A 22,625-nucleotide genomic window follows, 5' to 3' on the forward strand; every position below is an offset into this window, starting at 1 on the left:
CCTGTCAACAACCCGTGGCGGGGTTTAGCAGCGATAGAAGGCCCAGGCGTTGCGCCACAAGGCGCGCTCGAGCGCCTCTGCACCCAGGGCTTCGCCGATCAGCTCGATATCGCTGGCGGCGAATGGGCGCGGGGCGCGGGTGGAGGGCAGGTCGGTGCCGAACATCAGGGCGTGGGGGTTGGCTGCCTCGATGTCGCGCAGGGCGGGCACCACGTCGAAATCGACCCGGCCAAAGCCGCAGGCCTTGATGCGCACGCCGGCTTCGGCCAGGCGCAGCAACTCGGGCAGGCCGTCGCGGCTCAGCCCGAGGTGGTCGATGCTGGCAGCCGGCAAGTGGCGCAGCACCGGTGCAAGGTCTGCCAGCTCACGGGCATCGACGTACAGCTCCACATGCCAGCCAGCCAACTCGTACACCCGGGCGGCCATGCGCTCGAGCTGTTCGATGTGCTCCGAGCCGCCGCGCTTGAGGTTGAAACGCACGGCACGCACGCCGGCGGCGTCCAGTTGCAGCAGTTCGGTATCGCCGATTTCGGCCGGCACCTGGGTCACGCCGACGAACGTCGGGCCCAGGTATTGCAGCGCTGCCAGCAGATAGGACTGATCGAGCGCCTGGAACGAGCCGGAAACCACCGCGCCCCCTTGAATGCCCAACGGTTCGACGCTCGCCAGGTAATCTGCGGCGCTGAACGGGTCAGGCAGATAGCCATTGTTCGCGACCAGCGGGAAGCGCGGGTCGATGATGTGGCAGTGGGCGTCGAAGATCGGCCGGGTCATGCAGGGCTCCTGTTACAACTCGCTAACGTAGGTACCGGTGCCTTTGAGGATGTTCTGCAGGGTTTCCTCGACTTCGGCCAGGTCGGTGCCGGTGCTGGTCAGGGTGATTTCCAGGTGGTCGTCGCCGCCGAACACGTCGGCATCCTGCGGTGTGACTTCGACCAGCAAGCGGCTGGCGCTCAGGGTGACCTTGAGGTTCTCCACCGGGGCGTATTCGTCGTCCAGCGTTATATCCACCCGGTCTTCGTCCGGATAACGGGTCATCACGAACATATGGCCCTTTTCGCTGTGGAAGCACAGGGTGGCCATGTTGTCTTCTTCGTCGTCGCAGGGGGTGGCCATCAGCAGGGCAGTATTCAGTTGCATGGGTGTCTCGATACGCAGATTGAAATACCAGTGTGCCAGTCTTCGGCCCAGGGATAAATCGCCGGCTGCCCCTCAATGACCGAATATGTCGCAGCACCGCAAGCAGCAATGACCGGGCAGTCGTTAAGCTGCGCTGTCGATGGACACCCGTAAAGACACAGCCCTCTTGGCGGCAGTCGTCTTTGCAGATGCCCATCCGTTGAACGGTATGCACTGGGCCCTGTCCACATCCGTTCTTACAGGTTTTTACCGTCTTCCTGCTGCGGGTTGGCTATCGTTGATCCGAGCATGGCGGACACGCGCGACGCTTCCTCAAAAATAAAGCCCAAGCGGAGTACCACAGATGGCGTTCTTCACCGCAGCCAGCAAAGCCGACTTCCAGCATCAACTGCAAGCGGCCCTGGCGCAGCACATCAGCGAACAGGCACTGCCACAAGTGGCGTTGTTCGCCGAACAGTTCTTCGGCATCATCTCTCTGGACGAACTTACCCAGCGCCGCCTCTCGGACCTGGCCGGTTGCACCCTCTCTGCCTGGCGCATCATCGAGCGTTTCGACCACACCGCCCCGCAGGTGCGCGTCTACAACCCCGATTACGAGCGTCATGGCTGGCAGTCGACCCACACCGCCGTGGAAGTCCTGCACCATGACCTGCCGTTCCTGGTCGACTCGGTCCGCACCGAGCTGAACCGCCGTGGCTACAGCATCCACACCCTGCAGACCACCGTGCTCAGCGTGCGTCGCGGGGCCAAGGGCGAGCTGCTGGAAATCCTGCCCAAGGGCACCCATGGCGACGGCGTGCTGCAAGAGTCGCTGATGTACCTGGAGATCGACCGCTGCGCCAACGCTGCCGAGCTGAACCTGCTGACCCACGAACTGGAGCAGGTGCTGGCTGAGGTGCGGGTGGCAGTCGCCGACTTCGAGCCCATGAAGGCCAAGATCCGTGAACTGCTGACGCTGGTCGACGAAACCGCCTACGCCCCGGCCGGTGAACAGAAAGCCGAGGTCAAGAGCTTCCTGGAATGGCTGGTGGGCAACCACTTCACCTTCCTCGGCTACGAAGAGTTCGTCGTGCATGGCGACGCCGAAGGCGGCCAACTGGTGTATGACGAGCAGTCCTTCCTCGGCCTGACCCGCCTGCTGCGCGCCGGCCTCACCGCCGACGACCTGCGCATCGAAGACTACGCCGTCAGCTACCTGAAGGAGCCGCTGCTGCTGTCCTTCGCCAAGGCCGCGCACCCAAGCCGCGTGCACCGTCCGGCTTACCCGGACTACGTCTCCATCCGCCAGCTGGATGCCGACGGCAAGGTCATCAAGGAATGCCGCTTCATGGGCCTGTACACCTCGTCGGTGTACGGCGAGAGCGTGCGAGAAATTCCCTACCTGCGCGGCAAGGTTGCCGAAGTGGAGCGTCGCTCCGGCTTCGACCCTAAAGCGCACCTGGGCAAGGAACTGGCCCAGGTCCTCGAAGTGCTGCCGCGTGACGACCTGTTCCAGACCTCGGTCGACGAGCTGTTCAGCACCGTGATGTCGATCGTGCAGATCCAGGAGCGCAACAAGATTCGCGTGTTCCTGCGCAAAGACCCGTACGGCCGCTTCTGCTACTGCCTGGCCTATGTGCCGCGTGACATCTACTCCACCGAAGTGCGGCAGAAGATCCAGCAGGTCCTGATGGAGCGCCTGAAGGCCAGCGACTGCGAGTTCTGGACCTTCTTCTCCGAATCGGTGCTGGCCCGCGTACAGCTGATCCTGCGTGTCGACCCGAAAAACCGTATCGACATCGACCCGAAACAACTGGAAAACGAAGTCATCCAGGCCTGCCGCTCCTGGCAGGACGACTACGCCAGCCTGACCGTAGAAAGCTTCGGCGAAGCGCAGGGCACCAACGTCCTTGCCGACTTCCCGAAAGGCTTCCCGGCAGGTTACCGCGAGCGTTTCGCCGCGCATTCGGCCGTGGTCGACATGCAGCACCTGCTGACCTTGTCCGAGCGCAAGCCGCTGGTGATGAGCTTCTACCAGCCGCTGACCCAGGCCGGCAAACAGCAGCTGCACTGCAAGCTGTACCACGCCGACACCCCGCTGGCGCTGTCCGACGTGCTGCCGATCCTGGAAAACCTGGGCCTGCGCGTGCTCGGCGAGTTCCCGTATCGCCTGCGCCACAACAATGGCCGCGAGTTCTGGATTCATGACTTCGCGTTCACCTACAGCGAAGGGCTGAACCTGGATATCCAGCAGCTCAACGACACGCTGCAGGACGCCTTCGTCCACATCGTCAAAGGCGATGCCGAAAACGATGCGTTCAACCGCCTGGTGCTGACCGCCGGCCTGCCATGGCGTGACGTGGCGCTGCTGCGTGCCTATGCGCGCTACCTCAAGCAGATCCGCCTGGGCTTCGACCTGGGTTACATCGCCAGCACCCTGAACAACCACACGGACATTGCCCGCGAGCTGACCCGGTTGTTCAAGACCCGTTTCTACCTGGCCCGCAAGCTCACCGTCGAAGACCTCGACGACAAGCAGCAGCGTCTGGAACAGGCGATCCTCACGGCCCTGGACGACGTTCAGGTGCTCAACGAAGACCGCATCCTGCGTCGCTACCTGGACCTGATCAAGGCCACCCTGCGCACCAACTTCTACCAGCCGGATGCACAGGGCCACGCCAAGTCCTACTTCAGCTTCAAGTTCAATCCGAAGCTGATTCCGGAGCTGCCCAAGCCGGTGCCGAAGTTTGAAATCTTCGTCTACTCGCCGCGTGTCGAAGGCGTGCACCTGCGCTTTGGCAACGTTGCCCGTGGCGGCCTGCGCTGGTCGGACCGCGAAGAAGACTTCCGTACCGAAGTGCTCGGCCTGGTAAAAGCCCAGCAGGTGAAGAACTCGGTCATCGTGCCGGTCGGTGCCAAGGGCGGCTTCCTGCCGCGTCGCCTGCCGCTGGGCGGCAGCCGTGACGAGATCCAGGCCGAGGGCATCGCCTGCTACCGGATCTTCATTTCCGGCCTGCTCGACATCACTGACAACCTCAAGGACGGCGGCGTCGTCCCTCCGGCCAACGTGGTGCGTCACGATGAAGATGACCCGTACCTGGTAGTGGCCGCCGACAAAGGCACCGCGACCTTCTCCGACATCGCCAACGGCATCGCCATCGACTACGGCTTCTGGCTGGGTGATGCATTCGCCTCGGGTGGTTCGGCCGGCTACGACCACAAGAAGATGGGCATCACTGCCCGTGGCGCCTGGGTCGGCGTGCAGCGTCACTTCCGTGAGCGCGGCATCAACGTCCAGGAAGACAGCATCACCGTGGTGGGTGTGGGCGACATGGCCGGTGACGTGTTCGGCAACGGCCTGCTGATGTCGGACAAGCTGCAACTGGTGGCTGCGTTCAACCACCTGCACATCTTCATCGACCCGAACCCGGAGCCGGCCAGCAGCTTTGCCGAGCGTCAGCGTCTGTTCGACCTGCCGCGGTCGGCCTGGAGCGACTACGACACCAGCCTGATGTCCGAGGGCGGCGGAATCTTCTCGCGTAGCGCGAAAAGCATCACCATCAGCCCGCAGATGAAAGAGCGCTTCGCCATCGAAGCCGACAAGCTGACCCCGACCGAGCTGCTCAATGCACTGCTCAAGGCGCCGGTTGACCTGCTGTGGAACGGCGGCATTGGCACCTACGTCAAATCCAGCGAAGAAAGCCACGCTGACGTTGGCGACAAGGCCAACGACGCGCTGCGCGTAGACGGCAACGAACTGCGCTGCAAGGTAGTGGGCGAGGGCGGCAACCTGGGCATGACCCAATTGGGCCGTGTCGAGTTCGGCCTGAATGGCGGCGCCACCAACACCGACTTCATCGACAACGCCGGTGGTGTGGACTGCTCCGACCACGAGGTCAACATCAAGATCCTGCTCAACGAAGTGGTGCAGGCTGGCGACATGACCGAGAAGCAGCGCAACCAGCTGCTGGGTAGCATGACCGAGGAAGTGTCCGGCCTGGTGCTGGGCAACAACTACAAGCAGACCCAGGCCCTGTCGCTGGCGGCGCGCCGCGCCAAAGAGCGCATCGCCGAGTACAAGCGCCTGATGGCCGACCTGGAAAGCCGTGGCAAGCTGGACCGTGCCATCGAGTTCCTGCCTACCGAAGAGCAACTGGTCGAGCGTCTGGCGGCCAACCAGGGCCTGACCCGGGCTGAGCTGTCGGTGTTGATCTCGTACAGCAAGATCGACCTCAAGGAAGCGCTGCTCAAGTCGCTGGTACCGGATGACGACTACCTGACCCGCGACATGGAGACCGCGTTCCCGCCGTCGTTGGTCAGCAAGTTCGCCGAGGCCATGCGTCGCCATCGCCTGAAGCGTGAAATCGTCAGCACCCAGATCGCCAACGACCTGGTCAACAACATGGGCATCACCTTCGTCCAGCGCCTGAAAGAGTCGACCGGCATGAGCCCGGCGAACGTGGCCGGGGCGTATGTGATCGTGCGTGACATCTTCCATCTCCCGCACTGGTTCCGGCAGATCGAGGCGCTGGATTACCAGGTGCCGGCTGAAGTTCAGCTGACCCTGATGGACGAGCTGATGCGCCTGGGCCGCCGTGCCACCCGCTGGTTCCTGCGCAGCCGTCGCAACGAGCAGGATGCCGGGCGTGACGTGGCGCACTTCGGGCCGAAGATCGCTTCGTTGGGCCTGAAGCTGGACGAACTGCTGGAAGGGCCGACCCGCGAACGCTGGCAGACCCGTTACCAGGGCTTTGTCGAGGCCGGTGTGCCGGAATTGCTGGCGCGCATGGTGGCGGGCACTACGCACCTGTACACGCTGTTGCCGATCATCGAGGCGTCCGACGTCACCGGCCAGGACCCGGCTGAAGTGGCCAAGGCGTTCTTCGCGGTAGGTAGCGCGCTGGACCTGACCTGGTACCTGCAGGAAATCAGCAACCTGCCGGTGGAAAACAACTGGCAGGCGCTGGCTCGCGAGGCATTCCGCGACGATATCGACCTGCAGCAGCGGGCGATCACCATCTCCGTCCTGCAAATGGCCGATGCCCCGCAGGACATGGATGAGCGGGTGGCCTTGTGGGTGGAGCAGCACGGCGTGATGGTGGTGCGCTGGCGCGCCATGCTCGACGAGCTGCGCGCGGCAACCGGCACCGACTACGCCATGTATGCGGTGGCGAACCGGGAGCTGGTGGACCTGGCAATGAGCGGTCAGGCGGCGGTGGTGCCGTCCTGAGTCTGCGCTGAATGAAAAAGCCCCGGTGTGAACCGGGGCTTTTTTTTGCCTGCAGAAAATCAGTGGGGCTGTGGGGGAAATTGCAAGCGCTACGCACTTGATCGCTGGCAAGGCCAGCTCCCACAGACATCAGTGTCGTCACGAACCCTGTGGGAGCCGGCCTTGCCGGCGATAGTGCCAACGCTACTTGAACCGCCGCTCCACACCTCTCTCCACCAGGATCTTCGCGGAAATCTCTTCCACCGAGAAATGCGTGGAGTTGATGTGCGGAATATTCTCCCGGCGGAACAGGTTTTCCACCTCGCGCACCTCGAACTCGCACTGGGCAAAGCTCGCATAGCGGCTGTTCGGCTTGCGCTCATGGCGAATGGCAGTCAAGCGGTCCGGGTCGATGGTCAGCCCGAACAGCTTGTGCTGGTGATTGCGCAGCGCCGTTGGCAACTGCAAGCGCTCCATGTCGTCTTCCGTCAACGGGTAGTTGGCCGCACGGATACCGAATTGCATAGCCATGTACAGACAGGTAGGGGTCTTGCCGCAGCGCGACACGCCGACCAGGATCAGGTCGGCCTTGTCGTAATAATGCGTGCGGGCACCGTCATCGTTGTCCAGGGCAAAGTTGACCGCCTCGATGCGCTCCATATAGTTGGAGTTGCCGCCAATCGAGTGGGACTTGCCCACCGAATACGACGAATGGGCTGTCAGCTCCTGCTCAAGCGGGGCAAGGAAGGTCGAGAAGATGTCGATCATGAAGCCGTTGGAGGTGGCCAGCACCTCGCGGATATCCTGATTGACGATGGTGTCGAAGATAATCGGACGCACCCCGTCCCGTTCTGCCGCGGCGTTGATTTGTTGTACCATGACGCGCGCTTTTTCCACGCTATCGATGTAAGGTCGCGTGAACTTGTTGAACGGAATGTTCTCGAACTGCGCTAACAGGCTTTGCCCGAGGGTCTCGGCGGTGATGCCGGTGCCGTCGGAAATAAAGAAAGCAGATCGTTTCATTTGCGCCATGGGCCTTAAGCTGGTGACGAATCTTGGATATGATACGTTCGGTTTGCCGAACGATCACCGTCGGCATTCTCACTTATTTTCCAGGTCCAGGCCACAATCGCCCGGACGGTCCTGCGGGATTCGCCGGCGTTCTGAGCTTTTCCAATACAGTTTAGTGGAGAGATCACCTTGGTAGAGTACGTAGTTTCCCTCGATAAGCTCGGCGTCCATGATGTGGAGCACGTGGGGGGCAAGAACGCATCCCTGGGCGAGATGATCAGTAACCTCGCGGGCGCCGGTGTATCGGTTCCCGGCGGCTTTGCCACTACGGCTCAGGCGTACCGTGATTTCCTCGAGCAGAGCGGGCTCAACTCGCAAATCCATGCCGCGCTCGACGCGCTGGATGTCGAAGACGTCAACGCCCTGGCCAAGACCGGTGCGCAGATCCGCCAATGGATCATGGAAGCCGAGTTTCCCGAGCGCCTGAACAGCGAAATTCGCACAGCTTTTGCAGAAATGTCCCAAGGCAACCCGAACATGGCAGTCGCCGTGCGTTCCTCGGCTACCGCCGAAGACCTGCCCGATGCCTCGTTCGCCGGTCAGCAAGAGACCTTCCTGAACATCCGTGGCGTCGAGAACGTCATCCGCGCCGCCAAGGAAGTCTTCGCTTCCCTGTTCAACGACCGCGCCATTTCCTACCGTGTGCACCAGGGCTTTGACCACAAGCTGGTCGCCCTGTCGGCCGGTGTGCAGCGCATGGTGCGTTCGGAAACCGGTACCGCTGGCGTGATGTTCACCCTCGATACCGAATCGGGCTTCCGTGACGTGGTGTTCATCACCGGCGCCTACGGCCTGGGTGAAACCGTCGTCCAGGGCGCGGTCAACCCGGACGAGTTCTATGTCCACAAGGGCACGCTGGAAGCTGGCCGCCCGGCCATCCTGCGTCGCAACCTGGGCAGCAAAGCCATCAAGATGATCTACGGCGAAGAAGCCAAGGCAGGTCGCTCGGTCAAGACCGTTGACGTCGACAAGGCCGACCGCGCCCGTTTCTGCCTGAGCGATGCTGAAGTCAGCGAGCTGGCCAAGCAGGCCATGATCATCGAGAAGCACTACAAGTGCCCGATGGACATCGAATGGGCCAAAGACGGCGATGACGGCAAGCTGTACATCGTTCAGGCACGCCCTGAGACCGTGAAGAGCCGCGCCCAGGCCAACGTCATGGAACGTTACCTGCTGAAGGAAACCGGCACCGTGCTGGTGGAAGGCCGTGCCATTGGCCAGCGCATCGGCGCCGGCAAGGTGCGCATCATCAAGGACGTGTCCGAGATGGACAAGGTCCAGCCAGGCGATGTACTGGTGTCGGACATGACCGACCCGGATTGGGAACCGGTCATGAAGCGCGCCAGCGCCATCGTCACCAACCGTGGCGGCCGTACCTGCCACGCGGCGATCATCGCGCGTGAATTGGGTATCCCGGCAGTGGTCGGTTGTGGCAACGCCACCCAGCTGCTGAAAGACGGCCAGGGCGTTACCGTGTCCTGCGCAGAAGGCGATACCGGCTTCATCTTTGAAGGTGAGCTGGGCTTTGATGTGCGCAAGAACTCCGTCGATGCCATGCCTGATCTGCCGTTCAAGATCATGATGAACGTCGGTAACCCGGACCGTGCATTCGACTTTGCCCAGTTGCCCAACGCCGGTGTCGGCCTGGCGCGCCTGGAGTTCATCATCAACCGCATGATCGGCGTGCACCCCAAGGCGCTGCTGAACTACGCGGGCCTGCCGCAAGAGCTGAAAGAGAGCGTCGACAAGCGCATTGCCGGCTACAGCGACCCGGTCGGCTTCTACGTCGAGAAACTGGTCGAGGGCATCAGCACCCTGGCTGCAGCGTTCTGGCCGAAAAAGGTCATCGTGCGTCTGTCGGACTTCAAGTCCAACGAATACGCCAACCTGATCGGCGGCAAGCTCTACGAGCCGGAAGAAGAAAACCCGATGCTGGGCTTCCGTGGTGCCTCGCGCTACATCAGCGAGTCCTTCCGTGACTGCTTCGAGCTGGAGTGCCGTGCACTCAAGCGTGTGCGCAACGAGATGGGCCTGACCAACGTCGAGATCATGGTGCCGTTCGTACGGACCCTGGGCGAAGCCAGCCAAGTCGTCGACCTGCTGGCTGAAAACGGCCTGGCACGGGGTGACAACGGTCTGCGCGTCATCATGATGTGCGAGCTGCCGTCCAACGCGATCCTCGCGGACGAGTTCCTCGAGTACTTCGACGGTTTCTCCATTGGCTCCAACGACCTGACCCAGCTGACCCTGGGCCTGGACCGCGACTCGGGGATCATCGCCCACCTGTTCGACGAACGTAACCCGGCCGTCAAGAAGCTGCTGGCCAACGCCATCCAGGCGTGCAACAAGGCTGGCAAGTACATCGGCATTTGCGGTCAGGGCCCTTCGGACCACCCGGACCTGGCCAAGTGGCTGATGGAACAAGGCATCGAAAGCGTTTCGTTGAACCCGGACTCGGTACTCGAGACCTGGTTCTTCCTGGCCGAAGGCCAAGACGCCAACTGATGCAATAAAGGGGCGGTCACCTGCCAGGAAGTGCCTGGTGGCCGTCTCGACGGTATTCTCCAGGGCGTGATCCAGTGATGGGCCTCGCCCTTTTTTGTGCAAGAAATCTATGCAAAGTAGCAGCACCCTTTTTCCCGTCGCCCTGCTCAGTGCCGAGCGTCGCGGTGATCTTAGCGAAGATGTCTATCGCCTGAAGGCCGGCAACAGCCCTGACCGTACCGTAGAGCTGGCGCTGACCCGTCTGGGCATGGCCGATCAAGGCGAGACGCGCGGCGTACCGGTCATCCTGTTGCATGGCAGTTTTTCCAACCGGCGCTTCTGGTTTTCGCCTCGGGGTATCGGCCTGGGCGCGCACCTGGCCCGGGCCGGTTTCGATGTGTGGGTCCCGGAAATGCGCGGGCATGGCCTGTCGCCGCGCAACCGTGACTACCGGCACAACCGGGTGGCCGACTATGCACGCTACGATTTGCCGGTAATTGCCGCCTTCGTCTGCGAGCAGACCGGGCAGGCACCACACTGGCTGGGCCATTCACTGGGCGGCACGACGCTGGCGGCAGCGCTGGGCGGGCAGTACCTGGAGCCAGCCCAGGTGGCCAGTGCCGCGTTTTTCGGTACCCAGGTCAGCCGTACCTATTGGCCACTGAAAATTCCGCCGGTGGAGTGGGGCGGCCGCGTGTTGCTCAAGCGCTTCGCCCACCTGTCCGGTTCACGCCTCAAGCGCGGCCCGGAAGACGAGCCGATCGGGTTGGCGCTGGAGAGCATGCGCTGGTTCGGTCTGTTCGGCCGCTTTGGCGACAAGGAGCGCGACTGGTGGGCCGGTTTGGCCGAGGTCCAGGTGCCGGTGCTGGCGGTTGCCGGTGCGGGTGACCATCAGGACCCTGCATGGGCCTGTCGCAAGCTGTTCGAGCAAATCGGTAGCGAACAGAAGCGCTTCATGCGCCTGGGTCGCGAAGAGGGCTTCGACAATTTCGGGCATGTCGACATGCTGGTCAGCAAGGCTGCGCAGACCCAGGTCTGGCCGTTGGTCGAGCGTTGGCTGCAGGATCCGCAGGCGATGATTCCACGCGAACAGGTACAAGATATTTCGCCGGAGCCTGCTAGCGGCTAAGATGTGACGATTATTGTGGTTTCGGTCATTTTTGCTTATTTGTGCCAGTGTCGTGTTCGTTGCACTGCGCCGCTTGATCAATCTGCAGTGGGCCTGGCTGCAATGGGCTGACACTGTTGATGCTGGCGTATGAGGGTGACCGGATCGGTATCCACGTGTAGCCTTGGCTAAAGCTGCATTGCCAGGCTTCGTCACTTCAATGAACGTGTGAAATCCGACTTCCATCTTCTTGGCTACCGACAGGAGTTTCCCATGCATTACCTAACGCCCGATCTGTGCGACGCCTACCCTGAACTGGTCACGGTGCTTGAGCCGATGTTCAGCAACTTCGGCGGCCGTGATTCCTTTGGTGGTGAAATCGTCACCATCAAGTGTTTTGAAGACAACTCGCTGGTCAAGGAGCAGGTCGAGCTCAACGGCAAGGGCAAGGTGCTGGTCGTCGATGGTGGCGGTTCCCTGCGTCGCGCGCTGCTGGGCGACATGCTTGCCGAAAAGGCCGCCAAGAGCGGCTGGGAAGGCCTGGTGATCTACGGTTGTGTGCGCGATGTGGATGTCCTGGTGCAAACCGATGTAGGTGTGCAGGCCCTGGCCAGCCACCCGATGAAAACGGACAAGCGTGGCATTGGCGATCTGAACGTGGTGGTCACGTTTGCCGGGGTGACCTTCCGTCCGGGTGAATACATCTATGCCGACAACAATGGCGTGATCGTCTCGCCAAGCCCGCTGAAAATGCCCGAGTAAGGGCTGACAAGGTCGAATGGAGTAGGGATGTTCGAGGAAGACAACGCGCAATGGGGGCTGGTACATGCCCTGGTGCTGGATGGCAAGGGCGGTGCGCGTTCGATCGCTCGAACTGAACTGGATCAACTGCCCCTGCAGCCGGAGGAGAGCCTCTGGCTGCATTGGGATCGCAGCCACCCGCAGACCCAGACCTGGCTACGCCAGGAAAGCGGCCTGAACGAGTTTGCCTGCAACCTGTTGCTGGAAGAAAACACCCGTCCGCGCTTGCTGCCGTTGCCGGATGCGCAAATGCTGCTGTTCCTGCGCGGGGTCAACCTCAATCCTGGGGCCGAGCCTGAAGACATGGTTTCGGTGCGCATCTTCGCCCAGGCCCAGCGGGTGATCTCCCTGCGTTTGCGCCCATTGCGCGCAACGGACGAATTGCTGCAACAGCTTGAAGAGGGGCGCGGGCCGAAAACCGCGTCCGAGTTGCTGCTTTCCGTTGCTCAATTGCTGACCGAAAAAGTCCAGGCACTGGTCTCGGACCTCTCGGAAGTGGTTGATGACGAGGAAGAAAAGCAAGAAACCGACGAACGGTACACTCCAGAGCACGACAACCTTCAGCAAATTCGCCGTCGCGCCGCCGGGTTGCGGCGTTTTCTCGCGCCGCAGCGGGAAATCTACGCCCAGTTGGCGCGCAATAAATGGCCCTGGTTCGTTGAAGACGACGCTGACTACTGGAACGAGCTGAACAACAGCCTGACCCGCTACCTCGAAGAGCTGGAGCTGACTCGTGAGCGAGTGGCACTGGTGCTGGAAAGCGAAGATCGGCGCTTGAGCCAACGCATGAACCGGACCATGTACCGTTTTGGCATCATCACCTGTATTTTCCTGCCCATGAGCTTCCTGACCGGCCTGCTCGGCATCAACGTCGGCGGCATTCCCGGCTCCGGCAGCCCCTATGGATTTTTGTTCGCCAGCTTGCTGGTACTGGCCCTGGCCTTGGGTCAATGGTGGCTGTTTCGCCGCTTGCGTTGGGTTTGAGAGGGAACTGTCGTTGAAAATACCAGTCACAGCTGGCCGCATCGTTCATGTGACCCGTGTAGAGGCGCCCTCGTCTTTGACAGACATTACGCGAGGTGCCCATGCGCGATCCGTTTGAAGAATCCCTGCGGGACCTGCTCAAGTCGTCAGCGTCCGGTCAAGACCGCGACGACGACGCCTGTTTGGGCCGGGTCCTGAAAACCGCCAATCGCCAGGTTGGTGCGGGCGATCTGTTCAAGTTGCTTGGCCGTTGGAGCCAGGCCTTGATGATCGCCGTGAATAATGGCTCGGCGCATGTTGCGCCGGTGAGCCGTAGTGCTTCTGCCCGTAAAGCTGATAAGGCCGATTGAATATGGAACTTGATCTCTGGACCCAGAGTCTGGTCGCTGCAATGACTGCGTTGTGGACCAAGGTGGCGAACTTCATCCCCAATCTGTTCGGGGCGTTGGTGGTGGTGGTGCTTGGTTTTGTGGTCGCCAAGCTGCTCGATACGCTGCTGTCGAAACTGCTCGCCAAGCTCGGCCTTGACCGGCTTATGGGGGGCACTGGGCTGACCAAGCTGCTGGGGCGTGCCGGTATCCAGGTACCGATTTCGACCCTGGTCGGCAAGATCGTCTATTGGTTCGTATTGTTGATTTTCCTCGTTTCAGCAGCCGAATCGCTTGGCCTTGAGCGAGTTTCCGCTACGCTGGACATGCTGGCCCTGTACCTGCCGAAAGTCTTCGGCGCGGCGCTGGTGTTGCTGGTGGGGGTGCTGCTGGCACAACTGGCCAATGGCCTGGTGCGCGGCGCTGCCGAGGGTGTCGGCCTGGAATACGCTGCGGGCCTGGGGCGGATTGCCCAAGGCTTGGTAATCATCATCAGCATTTCGGTGGCGATCAGCCAGTTGGAGGTGAAAACCGACCTGCTGAACCACGTGATCGTGATCGGTTTGATTACCGTTGGTCTGGCAGTTGCGTTGGCCATGGGCCTTGGCAGCCGGGAAATCGCCGGGCAGATCCTTGCCGGAATCTATGTGCGAGAACTGTATCAAGTGGGTCAATACGTGCAGATTGGTGCGATCGAAGGGCAGATCGAAGAGATCGGAACAGTGAAAACCACGGTGCTGACCGATGATGGCGAACTAGTGTCGCTGTCCAACCGGATCTTGCTGGAGCAGCAGGTCAATAGCCGCTAGTTGGGCGAATCCTGCTAATGTATGCCGCCGCGAAATCACCCGAGCAGGGTGTGCGGCGACGATGACCTGACTGTCGGCCAGATTTGTTTTGAATAAAGTTCACTCGCTGCCCATGCGTTACGACCCCCGCGAGCTCACTGATGAGGAGTTGGTGGCGCGTTCGCATGAGGAGCTATTTCATGTTACTCGCGCCTATGAAGAGCTCATGCGGCGCTATCAGCGAACCCTTTTTAACGTGTGTTCACGTTATTTGGGGAACGATCGAGATGCTGACGATGTCTGTCAGGAGGTGATGCTGAAGGTGCTCTATGGTTTGAAGAACTTCGAGGGCAAATCGAAGTTCAAGACCTGGCTATACAGCATCACCTATAACGAATGCATCACCCAGTACCGAAAGGAGCGACGCAAGCGTCGGTTGATGGACGTCCTCAGTCTCGATCCACTTGAGGAGGCCTCTGAAGAGAAGTCGCCAAAGCCGGAAGAGAAGGGCGGGTTGGATAGATGGTTGGTTCATGTGAACCCCATTGATCGTGAAATTCTCGTGCTACGATTTGTCGCAGAACTTGAATTCCAGGAGATTGCCGACATCATGCACATGGGCTTGAGCGCCACGAAAATGCGCTACAAGCGTGCGCTGGACAAGCTACGCGAGAAATTTGCGGGCCAGATTGAAACTTAGTCTGTCGCAAAATTCTCTAACGTACCGGCTAGTTCTGCTAAACTTGCCGGCGAGTTGTCCCCCGGATTTGGTGGGACTGCTTAACAATCACCAGATGGGGATTTAACGGATGAAATTGAAAAACACCTTGGGCTTGGCCATTGGTTCTCTCGTAGCCGCTACTTCGTTCGGCGCTCTGGCACAGGGCCAAGGCGCGGTCGAAATTGAAGGCAACGTTACCAAGCAGTACTACGATAGCGAGCGCAACTTCAAGAACGACGGCACCAATCCTGGTGTTCGCCTCGGTTACTTCCTGACCGACGACGTCTCGATCGACCTGGGCTACAACGAAACTCACAACGTTCGTGGCGATGTCTTCAACAAGGACATCAAAGGTTCGAAAGCCAAACTGGACGCTACCTACCACTTCGGTACCGTTGGCGACGCTCTGCGTCCATACGTATCGGCTGGTTTCGCTCACGAGAGCCTCGGCCAGAGCTTCAACAACGGTCGTGACCACTCCACCTTCGCCAACGTTGGCGCTGGCGCCAAGTGGTACATCACCGACATGTTCTTCGCCCGTGCTGGCGTTGAAGCCATGTACAACATCGACAACGGCAACACCGAGTGGGGTCCTTCCGTTGGTCTGGGCCTGAACTTCGGCGGCAGCGGCGGCAAAGTTGCCCCTACTCCAGCTCCAGTAGCTGAAGTCTGCTCCGACAGCGACAACGACGGCGTGTGCGACAACGTCGACAAGTGCCCAGACACCCCAGCCAACGTTACCGTTGACGCTGATGGCTGCCCGGCAGTTGCTGAAGTTGTTCGTGTTGAGCTGGACGTGAAATTCGACTTCGACAAGTCGGTCGTCAAGCCAAACAGCTACGGTGACATCAAAAACCTGGCTGACTTCATGAAGCAGTACCCACAAACCACCACCACTGTTGAAGGTCACACTGACTCCGTCGGTCCTGACGCTTACAACCAGAAACTGTCTGAGCGTCGTGCAAGCGCCGTTAAGCAAGTTCTGACCAACCAGTACGGTGTTGAGTCGACTCGCGTTCAGTCGGTTGGCTACGGTGAGACCCGTCCGGTTGCTGACAACGCTACCGACGCTGGTCGTGCTGTCAACCGTCGCGTTGAAGCTCAAGTAGAAGCTCAAGCCAAGTAATTGGTCTGACGCTACGCGAAAAGCCCGGCCCTAGGCCGGGCTTTTCTTTGCCTGCGATTTGGCGTGATGGTGTGGCCGCTGCCGATCCACTCAGCTAGTCCTGTCCCCGGGGCCACGCCATCGCTATAATCGCCACCTCTCCAACCTCGAGCTAAGCCCGCCCATGTATACCCTGGCCCGCCAGCTGCTGTTCAAACTGTCCCCGGAAACCTCCCACGACCTGTCGCTGGACCTGATTGGTGCCGGTGGCCGTCTGGGCCTCAACGGGTTGCTGGCCAAGGCGCCGGCGCAACTGCCGGTCACCGTGATGGGGCTGCAGTTCCCCAACCCGGTCGGTTTGGCAGCGGGCCTGGACAAGAATGGCGCGGCTATCGACGGCTTCGCCCAGCTCGGTTTCGGTTTTGTCGAAATTGGCACGGTCACCCCGCGCCCGCAGCCGGGTAATCCGAAGCCGCGCATTTTCCGCCTGCCGGAAGCCAACGCGATCATCAATCGCATGGGCTTCAACAACCTGGGTGTCGACAATCTGCTCAACCGCGTGCGTGCCGCCAGCTACAAAGGCGTGCTGGGCATCAACATCGGCAAGAATTTCGACACCCCGGTCGAGCGCGCCGTGGACGACTACCTGATCTGCCTGGACAAGGTCTACGACCACGCCAGCTACATCACCGTCAACGTCAGCTCACCCAACACCCCGGGCCTGCGCAGCCTGCAGTTCGGCGATTCGCTCAAGCAACTGCTTGAAGCCCTGGCAGTCCGTCGTGCAGAGCTGGCGACGGTGCATGGCAAGCACGTGCCATTGGCAATCAAGATCGCCCCGGACATGACCGACGAAGAGACGGCGCTGGTCGCTACCGCGTTGCTGGAAACCGGAATGGATGCAGTCATCGCGACCAATACCACGCTCAGCCGCGAAGGCGTGGAAGGCCTGCAGCACGCTGACGAGGCCGGTGGCCTGTCCGGTGCGCCGGTGCGTGAGAAGAGCACCAATACGGTCAAGGTGCTGGCAGGGGAGCTGGGCGGCAAGATGCCGATCATCGCTGCTGGTGGCATCACCGAAGGCAAGCACGCGGCCGAGAAGATCGCCGCAGGCGCTAGCCTGGTGCAGATCTATTCGGGCTTCATCTACAAGGGGCCGGCGCTGATTCGTGAGTCGGTCGATGCGATTGCGGCATTGCCCAAGCGCTGAGCAGGCATAAAAAAGGGCCCCTTAAGAGGGGCCCCTGGGCCGAAGCCCGCCGCCCGGATAGGGCGCGCATGGTAATTAGAATTCAGATCCTCGTTCAGCCAACGGCGTGAAGTTCGTTGAGTCTATGGATACCCGCAGTGCCGGTCATACCGTCCCAGTTGTCGCCGCGTCCTTCGCGCCAGCCGTTGATCCAGGCTTGGCGTACCGACGGTAGAGTAAAAGGGCAAAGCTCGCGGGATTTGCCGGCTACCCCATAGTGGTAGCCTCGTGTAAATGCTTTTTCCAACGGATCACGCTTAAGTCTTCTCATAGGGTGTTGCCCTCACTTGTTGACTGTAATGTCCCGTCGGCCTCGTCTGAGGCCGGGCAGAGTCGTTCTGCCGGTTTATGCGCTCGCTGCCGGCGTGGCGAGCTGAAGTGTTGCCCCATTGCGGTGACAACCTGAGTTGAGTTCTAACCAATGCGAGTCACACTGTGAATGACCGTTTTGTCATAAGGACGTAACCTTTCATAGGGTCTAAGGATAAGTAAAAAATTGATTCAGCAAGGGATTTGCAGCAAAGCCAGCTATCATCAGCCTTTGCCCGAATCTCGAAGCAGATGGCCATCGTTGAGAAACACTTTCAACACGATGGGATAAAACGACGAAGGGTCACTATCGGGCCTTCGTAATCGGAATTTTTCGTTCTACCCAGGCATCAAAGCCTTTTTGCCCTGTTGCAAAAGGCGCTGCCCGGGTGGCCCGGCACTCATGGTGAGTGCCATTCGAGCGCTTGCTGGAAAGGCGTTCGATCAAACAGCGGAGGGGCGATGCGTTTGCCCTTTCACCTATTGCTCAAGGCTTGGATACCTCATGTCGGACCGTTTCGAACTCTATCTCACCTGCCCCAAAGGCCTGGAAGGCCTGCTCGCTGAAGAAGCGCGAGGGCTCGGCCTGGAAGACGTGCGTGAGCACACCTCGGCCATTCGCGGCACCGCCGACATGGAAACCGCCTACCGCCTGTGCCTCTGGTCACGCCTGGGCAACCGCGTGTTGCTGGTACTCAAGCGCTTCAACATGAAGAACGCCGACGACCTCTACGACGGCGTCAACGAAGTCGAGTGGCAGGACCACCTGGATGCGATCGGCACCCTGGCAGTAGAGTTCAGTGGCCACGGCTCGGGCATCGACAACACCCACTTCGGCGCGCTGAAGGTCAAGGATGCGATTGTCGACAAGCTGCGCAACGCTGCCGGCGAGCGTCCATCGGTGGACAAGCTCAACCCGGACCTGCGTGTGCACCTGCGCCTGGACCGTGGCGAGGCAATTCTCTCGCTGGACCTTAGCGGTCATAGCCTGCACCAGCGTGGCTACCGCTTGCAGCAGGGCGCCGCACCGCTCAAGGAAAACCTTGCCGCGGCGATCCTGATCCGTGCTGGCTGGCCGCGTATTGCTGCCGAAGGCGGCGCACTGGCCGACCCAATGTGTGGTGTGGGTACCTTCCTGGTGGAAGCGGCGATGATCGCTGCTGATATTGCCCCTAACCTGCGCCGTGAGCGCTGGGGCTTCAGTGCCTGGCTCGGCCACGTGCCGGCGCTGTGGCGCAAGCTGCACGACGAGGCGCTGGCCCGTGCCGAAGCCGGCCTTGCTCGCCCGCCACTGTGGATCCGTGGTTATGAAGCTGACCCACGCTTGATCCAGCCCGGTCGCAACAACGTCGAACGCGCTGGCCTGAGTGACTGGGTGAAGATCTACCAGGGTGAAGTCGGCAGCTTCGAGCCGCGCCCGGACCAGAACCAGAAAGGCCTGGTGATCTGCAACCCACCGTACGGCGAGCGTCTTGGCGATGAGGCCAGCCTGCTGTACCTCTACCAGAACCTTGGCGAGCGTCTGCGCCAGGCCTGCCTGAACTGGGAGGCGGCGGTGTTCACCGGCGCTCCGGACCTGGGCAAGCGCATGGGCATCCGCAGCCACAAGCAATACGCCTTCTGGAACGGCGCATTGCCGTGCAAGCTGCTGCTGATCAAGGTCCAGCCGGACCAGTTCGTCACGGGCGAGCGTCGCCAGCCGGACCGCGAGCGCAGCAATGACGACGAGAACACTCAACCTGTCGTGTCCCAGGCCAACGAGCCGGCACGCCTGAGCGAAGGCGGGCAAATGTTCGCCAACCGCCTGCAGAAGAACCTCAAGCAGCTGGGCAAGTGGGCCAAGCGCGAAAATATCACCTGCTACCGTGTCTACGATGCCGACATGCCGGAGTACGCCCTGGCCATCGACCTCTACCATGACTGGGTGCACGTGCAGGAATACGCGGCGCCTCGCTCGATTGATCCAGAGAAGGCCTCTGCACGCCTGTTCGACGCATTGGCAGCCATCCCGCAGGCCCTGGGCATCGACCAGAGCCGCGTGGTGATCAAGCGCCGCGAGCGTCAGAGTGGCACCCGCCAGTACGAGCGCCAGAACAGCCAGGGCCAGTTCACCGAGGTTCAGGAAGGTGGCGTGAAGCTGCTGGTCAACCTGACCGACTACCTGGACACCGGCCTGTTCCTCGACCACCGTCCAATGCGCATGCGCATCCAGCGTGAGGCGGCCGGCAAGCGCTTCCTCAATCTGTTCTGCTACACCGCGACGGCCAGTGTGCACGCGGCCAAGGGCGGCGCGCGCAGCACTACCAGCGTTGACCTGTCGAAGACTTACCTGGACTGGGCGCGGCGCAACCTGTCGCTCAATGGTTTCTCCGACAAGAACCGTCTGGAGCAGGGCGATGTGATGGCCTGGCTGCAGAGCTGCCGTGAAGAGTACGACATGATCTTCATCGACCCGCCAACCTTCTCCAACTCCAAGCGCATGGAAGGCGTGTTTGACGTGCAGCGTGACCACGTCGAACTGCTCGACCTGGCCGTTGCGCGCCTGGCGCCGGGGGGTGTGCTGTACTTCTCGAACAACTTCCGCAAGTTCCAGCTTGATGAGCATTTGTCGGAGCGCTATGCCGTCGAGGAAATCACGGCCCAGACCCTGGACCCGGACTTTGTCCGCAACACCAAGATCCACCGCGCCTGGAAAATTCAGGCGCGCTGAAACATCGAGGGTCGGGGCTGTCAGCAGTGTGGCAAGTAGCTATTATTGTAGGGAGCCCCTGAACACTGCTGCTGGCTGGCGTTGTGAGTGCAATTTATGTCAATGCAGGTCTCGCGCCCGAAGATGCTCGGCTTTATCAGCGAGGAGGTATCCGCCTGGCTCGTTGCCCTTGTGGCATTGTTGGCCGGCGGACTGCTGACTGCATTGTTGGCGCTGGCGGCGCAGAACCTGAGCCAGCAGCAACTGCGCCAGCGCTTTGAGCTGCTGGCCAGTGAGCGTTACAGTCGTATCGAGGAGCGCTTCGATGAACAGGTGCAACGCCTGGACAGCTTGAGGCGCTTTTTTGTATTCGCCGTTGAAGTGACCCGCCCCGAGTTCGATGGTTTTGCTCGACCGCTGTTGCAGCGCACCCAGGCTTATTCCTGGGCGCCGCGCGTGGTCGACGCCGAGCGCAGCGCCTTTGAGCAGCAGGCGCGCAAGGTGCTGGGTCGAGATTTCAGTATTCGTGAGCAGAGCAGCGCCGGCGTCTTGCAGGTGTCGCGCTCACGCGCGTTGTATTACCCGGTGTTCTATACCCAGGCAATGAGTGATCAAGTGCAGCCGTTCGGCCTTGACCTGCTCTCGCAAACCGCACGCCAGGCAACCCTGGCGCGTGCTGCGGTGCCCGGGGCAATGGCCGTTTCCGACCCGCTGAGCCTGCTCGGTGTGGATGCCGCGTACGCCCGTGGGGTGTTGATGGTGGCGCCGGTGTTTTCCGAGCAGAAACCAGAGGCCGAGCCCAAGGGCTACGTGATGGCGGTACTGAGCCTGCGTCAGCTGATGGCCGATGGGTTGCCGGGTGCCAGCCAGGACAATCTGGTGGTGCGTATTCTGGATCTTTCCAGCCCTGCCGAGCATGAAGTGCTGTTCCAGTCGGATAACCAGGCTGCAGACTCCAGCTTGTCGGCCAGCCACCTGTTGCAGTTGGCTGACCGTCACTATCAGTTGGATATTCGCCCCAGTGTTGCCTTCATGCAGGCCAATCGCACCTCGGTGGTCGCGGCAGTGGCATTTCTGGGCGGCCTGCTCAGCCTGTTGCTCAGCGCCTTGCTCTACAGCCTGTTCGGCCAGCGTCAGCGCGCGTTGACCCTGGTCGAGCAGCGCACTGCCGAGTTGCGCATCAGCGAGCAATCGCTGCGTGACACGCACAATCAGTTGCACAGTGTGCTGGAGGCCGCGACCCAGGTGGCGATCATCGCCACCAACCTGCGAGGCGTGATCAGTACCTTCAATGCTGGTGCCGAACGCATGCTCGGCTACAGCAGCGCCGAGGTGCTGGAGCGCCTGACCCTGGAAGACCTGGTGCTGCCGCAGGAGTTACACGAGCGTGCGCACTTGCTCAGCCTGCGCTACGGCCGGGAAATCAGCGCTGCCCAGGCAATGCTTGCCGAAACTTCGCAGGAAGGTGGCAGCGAGCCGGGTGAGTGGACGCTGTTGCGCAAGGATGGCAGCCACCTGGTGGCGAACATGCTGGTAACGGCTGTGCTGGACGAGCATGGGCTGTGGGTCGGGCACCTGGCGATCTGCATCGATGTCACTGAGCGCAAGCGGGTTCACGAGGCCCTGGCGGCGCGGGATCAGTTGCTGGAAAAGCTCAGCGCCGAGGTGCCGGGGGGGATCTACCAGTTCCGCTTGAACCCGGATGGCTCGTCCTGTTTCAGCTATGCCAGCGAAGGTTTGCGCGATATCTACGAATTCGACCCCGCGTTGCTGCGCGAGGATGCGACGGCGGTGTTTGAGCGCATTCATCCAGACGACCTGGCGCGGGTGCAGTTAACCATCCGTTATTCCGCCGATCACCTGACGCCCTGGCGTGAGGAGTACCGCGTGCAACTGCCCGTTGCCGGCTTGCGCTGGGTGCGGGGGGAGGCGACGCCGGAGCCGATTCCGGAGGGGGGCACGCTGTGGCATGGCTACCTGACTGATATCTCCGACCTCAAGCGGGTCGAGGAAGAGCTGCGGGCGCTGTCGGTGACTGATTCGCTGACGGGGATCCACAATCGGCGTTATTTCCAGGAGCGGCTGAAAGCGGAACTGGAGCGGGCCCAGCGCGATATGCAGGATCTGGCGGTGATCATGCTGGATATTGACCACTTCAAGCGGATCAATGACCAGTATGGGCATGCGGTGGGGGACCATGTGCTGCAGAGCTTGTGTCAGCGGATCAACCACCGGTTGCGGCGCACGGATGTGTTTTGTCGGCTCGGGGGGGAGGAGTTCATGGTGCTGTGCCCCGGGAGCAATGCGGATCAGGCGCATAGCCTGGCGCTTGAGCTGTGGCAGGGGGTGCGCAATGTGCCGGTGGACGGGGTTGGGCGGGTGACAGCCAGCTTCGGAGTTGCCGGCTGGCGGCCAGGGGAGGGTGCAGATGCGCTGCTGCTCCGGGCGGATTCGGGGGTTTATGCCGCCAAGCAGGCTGGGCGGGATCGGGTGGAGCAGGAGTTGCCCTGAGTTTTTTGGGAGCCCTGCGGGCTCCAGCGCAGCCTATCGGCAGCGGCTACAAAAGACAGAGCAAGGCAGCGGCCCCGTACAAGATGGATAAGCCCACAGGCCCGAAAAC

The 22,625-nt window shown here is 61.2% G+C and carries 16 protein-coding genes; 12 read left to right on the forward strand and 4 right to left on the reverse strand.

The annotated features are described in order from the left end of the window. Window positions 1-24 precede the first annotated feature (24 nt). Both M5G11_RS17230 and M5G11_RS17235 read right to left on the reverse strand, forming a co-directional pair. Window positions 25-774 carry an amidohydrolase family protein gene (locus M5G11_RS17230; RefSeq protein ID WP_273911763.1) on the reverse strand — a complete coding sequence of 250 codons (750 nt, stop codon included), beginning with the start codon at window positions 772-774 and terminating at the stop codon, window positions 25-27. A gap of 12 nt (window positions 775-786) precedes the next feature. Beyond that, window positions 787-1,140 carry a hypothetical protein gene (locus M5G11_RS17235; protein WP_273911764.1) on the reverse strand — a complete coding sequence of 118 codons (354 nt, stop codon included), beginning with the start codon at window positions 1,138-1,140 and terminating at the stop codon, window positions 787-789. Between the two features lie 343 nt (window positions 1,141-1,483). Between M5G11_RS17235 and M5G11_RS17240 the strand changes: the two genes are divergently transcribed. Further along, window positions 1,484-6,349: an NAD-glutamate dehydrogenase gene (locus M5G11_RS17240; RefSeq protein ID WP_273911765.1), complete on the forward strand. Its 4,866-nt coding sequence runs from the start codon at window positions 1,484-1,486 to the stop codon at window positions 6,347-6,349. Between the two features lie 183 nt (window positions 6,350-6,532). On the opposite strand, the gene ppsR is transcribed toward M5G11_RS17240, so the two are convergent. Next, window positions 6,533-7,351, reverse strand: coding sequence for a posphoenolpyruvate synthetase regulatory kinase/phosphorylase PpsR (gene ppsR, locus M5G11_RS17245; RefSeq protein WP_273911766.1), 819 nt, complete (start codon window positions 7,349-7,351; stop codon window positions 6,533-6,535). Between the two features lie 177 nt (window positions 7,352-7,528). Between ppsR and ppsA the strand changes: the two genes are divergently transcribed. The 9 genes from ppsA to M5G11_RS17290 all read left to right on the forward strand — a co-directional run bounded on the left by ppsA (window position 7,529) and on the right by M5G11_RS17290 (window position 16,968). Then, window positions 7,529-9,904 (forward strand): phosphoenolpyruvate synthase, encoded by a 2,376-nt coding sequence (ppsA, locus tag M5G11_RS17250; protein ID WP_273911767.1) that lies wholly within the window; start codon window positions 7,529-7,531, stop codon window positions 9,902-9,904. A gap of 109 nt (window positions 9,905-10,013) precedes the next feature. Further along, complete coding sequence (locus M5G11_RS17255; protein WP_273911768.1) at window positions 10,014-11,012, forward strand: alpha/beta fold hydrolase; 999 nt, start codon at window positions 10,014-10,016, stop codon at window positions 11,010-11,012. A 252-nt stretch (window positions 11,013-11,264) separates the two neighbouring features. Continuing rightward, window positions 11,265-11,753 (forward strand): ribonuclease E activity regulator RraA, encoded by a 489-nt coding sequence (gene rraA / locus M5G11_RS17260; RefSeq protein ID WP_273911769.1) that lies wholly within the window; start codon window positions 11,265-11,267, stop codon window positions 11,751-11,753. A gap of 27 nt (window positions 11,754-11,780) precedes the next feature. After that, window positions 11,781-12,776 (forward strand): zinc transporter ZntB, encoded by a 996-nt coding sequence (locus M5G11_RS17265; protein ID WP_273911770.1) that lies wholly within the window; start codon window positions 11,781-11,783, stop codon window positions 12,774-12,776. Window positions 12,777-12,877: 101 nt separating this feature from the next. Beyond that, window positions 12,878-13,126, forward strand: coding sequence for a CrfX protein (locus M5G11_RS17270; RefSeq protein ID WP_273911771.1), 249 nt, complete (start codon window positions 12,878-12,880; stop codon window positions 13,124-13,126). 2 nt (window positions 13,127-13,128) lie between these two features. Beyond that, window positions 13,129-13,953, forward strand: a complete 825-nt coding sequence (locus tag M5G11_RS17275; RefSeq protein ID WP_273911772.1) for a mechanosensitive ion channel family protein — start codon at window positions 13,129-13,131, stop codon at window positions 13,951-13,953. A 112-nt stretch (window positions 13,954-14,065) separates the two neighbouring features. Next, window positions 14,066-14,632, forward strand: a complete 567-nt coding sequence (gene sigX / locus M5G11_RS17280) for an RNA polymerase sigma factor SigX (protein ID WP_420793829.1) — start codon at window positions 14,066-14,068, stop codon at window positions 14,630-14,632. Window positions 14,633-14,741: 109 nt separating this feature from the next. Further along, window positions 14,742-15,779 (forward strand): OmpA family protein, encoded by a 1,038-nt coding sequence (locus M5G11_RS17285; RefSeq protein WP_273911774.1) that lies wholly within the window; start codon window positions 14,742-14,744, stop codon window positions 15,777-15,779. 163 nt (window positions 15,780-15,942) lie between these two features. Beyond that, window positions 15,943-16,968, forward strand: coding sequence for a quinone-dependent dihydroorotate dehydrogenase (locus tag M5G11_RS17290; RefSeq protein ID WP_273911775.1), 1,026 nt, complete (start codon window positions 15,943-15,945; stop codon window positions 16,966-16,968). A 94-nt stretch (window positions 16,969-17,062) separates the two neighbouring features. Here M5G11_RS17290 and rmf read toward each other — a convergent pair whose 3' ends face one another. Further along, window positions 17,063-17,278: a ribosome modulation factor gene (gene rmf, locus M5G11_RS17295; RefSeq protein WP_128326123.1), complete on the reverse strand. Its 216-nt coding sequence runs from the start codon at window positions 17,276-17,278 to the stop codon at window positions 17,063-17,065. 543 nt (window positions 17,279-17,821) lie between these two features. Here rmf and rlmKL point away from each other — a divergent pair. Then, a complete protein-coding gene (gene rlmKL, locus M5G11_RS17300; protein ID WP_273911776.1) occupies window positions 17,822-20,026 on the forward strand; it encodes a bifunctional 23S rRNA (guanine(2069)-N(7))-methyltransferase RlmK/23S rRNA (guanine(2445)-N(2))-methyltransferase RlmL in 2,205 nt (734 codons plus the stop codon). Window positions 20,027-20,122: 96 nt separating this feature from the next. After that, window positions 20,123-22,516 (forward strand): sensor domain-containing diguanylate cyclase, encoded by a 2,394-nt coding sequence (locus tag M5G11_RS17305; RefSeq protein WP_273911790.1) that lies wholly within the window; start codon window positions 20,123-20,125, stop codon window positions 22,514-22,516. Window positions 22,517-22,625 lie beyond the last annotated feature (109 nt).

It is taken from the genome of Pseudomonas fontis (assembly GCF_028656955.1).
Taxonomy (GTDB): domain Bacteria; phylum Pseudomonadota; class Gammaproteobacteria; order Pseudomonadales; family Pseudomonadaceae; genus Aquipseudomonas; species Aquipseudomonas fontis.

Bases quoted from the DNA above. Each gene is read 5' to 3' on its own strand.
- M5G11_RS17235 (WP_273911764.1), bottom strand. From the start codon at position 1,140: ATGCAACTGAATACTGCCCTGCTGATGGCCACCCCCTGCGACGACGAA.
- M5G11_RS17240 (WP_273911765.1), top strand. From the start codon at position 1,484: ATGGCGTTCTTCACCGCAGCCAGCAAAGCCGACTTCCAGCATCAACTG.
- M5G11_RS17275 (WP_273911772.1), top strand. From the start codon at position 13,129: ATGGAACTTGATCTCTGGACCCAGAGTCTGGTCGCTGCAATGACTGCG.
- M5G11_RS17305 (WP_273911790.1), top strand. From the start codon at position 20,123: ATGTCAATGCAGGTCTCGCGCCCGAAGATGCTCGGCTTTATCAGCGAG.
- M5G11_RS17265 (WP_273911770.1), top strand. From the start codon at position 11,781: ATGTTCGAGGAAGACAACGCGCAATGGGGGCTGGTACATGCCCTGGTG.
- M5G11_RS17255 (WP_273911768.1), top strand. From the start codon at position 10,014: ATGCAAAGTAGCAGCACCCTTTTTCCCGTCGCCCTGCTCAGTGCCGAG.
- rmf (WP_128326123.1), bottom strand. From the start codon at position 17,278: ATGAGAAGACTTAAGCGTGATCCGTTGGAAAAAGCATTTACACGAGGC.
- M5G11_RS17270 (WP_273911771.1), top strand. From the start codon at position 12,878: ATGCGCGATCCGTTTGAAGAATCCCTGCGGGACCTGCTCAAGTCGTCA.
- ppsR (WP_273911766.1), bottom strand. From the start codon at position 7,351: ATGAAACGATCTGCTTTCTTTATTTCCGACGGCACCGGCATCACCGCC.
- rlmKL (WP_273911776.1), top strand. From the start codon at position 17,822: ATGTCGGACCGTTTCGAACTCTATCTCACCTGCCCCAAAGGCCTGGAA.
- sigX (WP_420793829.1), top strand. From the start codon at position 14,066: ATGCGTTACGACCCCCGCGAGCTCACTGATGAGGAGTTGGTGGCGCGT.
- rraA (WP_273911769.1), top strand. From the start codon at position 11,265: ATGCATTACCTAACGCCCGATCTGTGCGACGCCTACCCTGAACTGGTC.
- M5G11_RS17285 (WP_273911774.1), top strand. From the start codon at position 14,742: ATGAAATTGAAAAACACCTTGGGCTTGGCCATTGGTTCTCTCGTAGCC.
- M5G11_RS17290 (WP_273911775.1), top strand. From the start codon at position 15,943: ATGTATACCCTGGCCCGCCAGCTGCTGTTCAAACTGTCCCCGGAAACC.
- M5G11_RS17230 (WP_273911763.1), bottom strand. From the start codon at position 774: ATGACCCGGCCGATCTTCGACGCCCACTGCCACATCATCGACCCGCGC.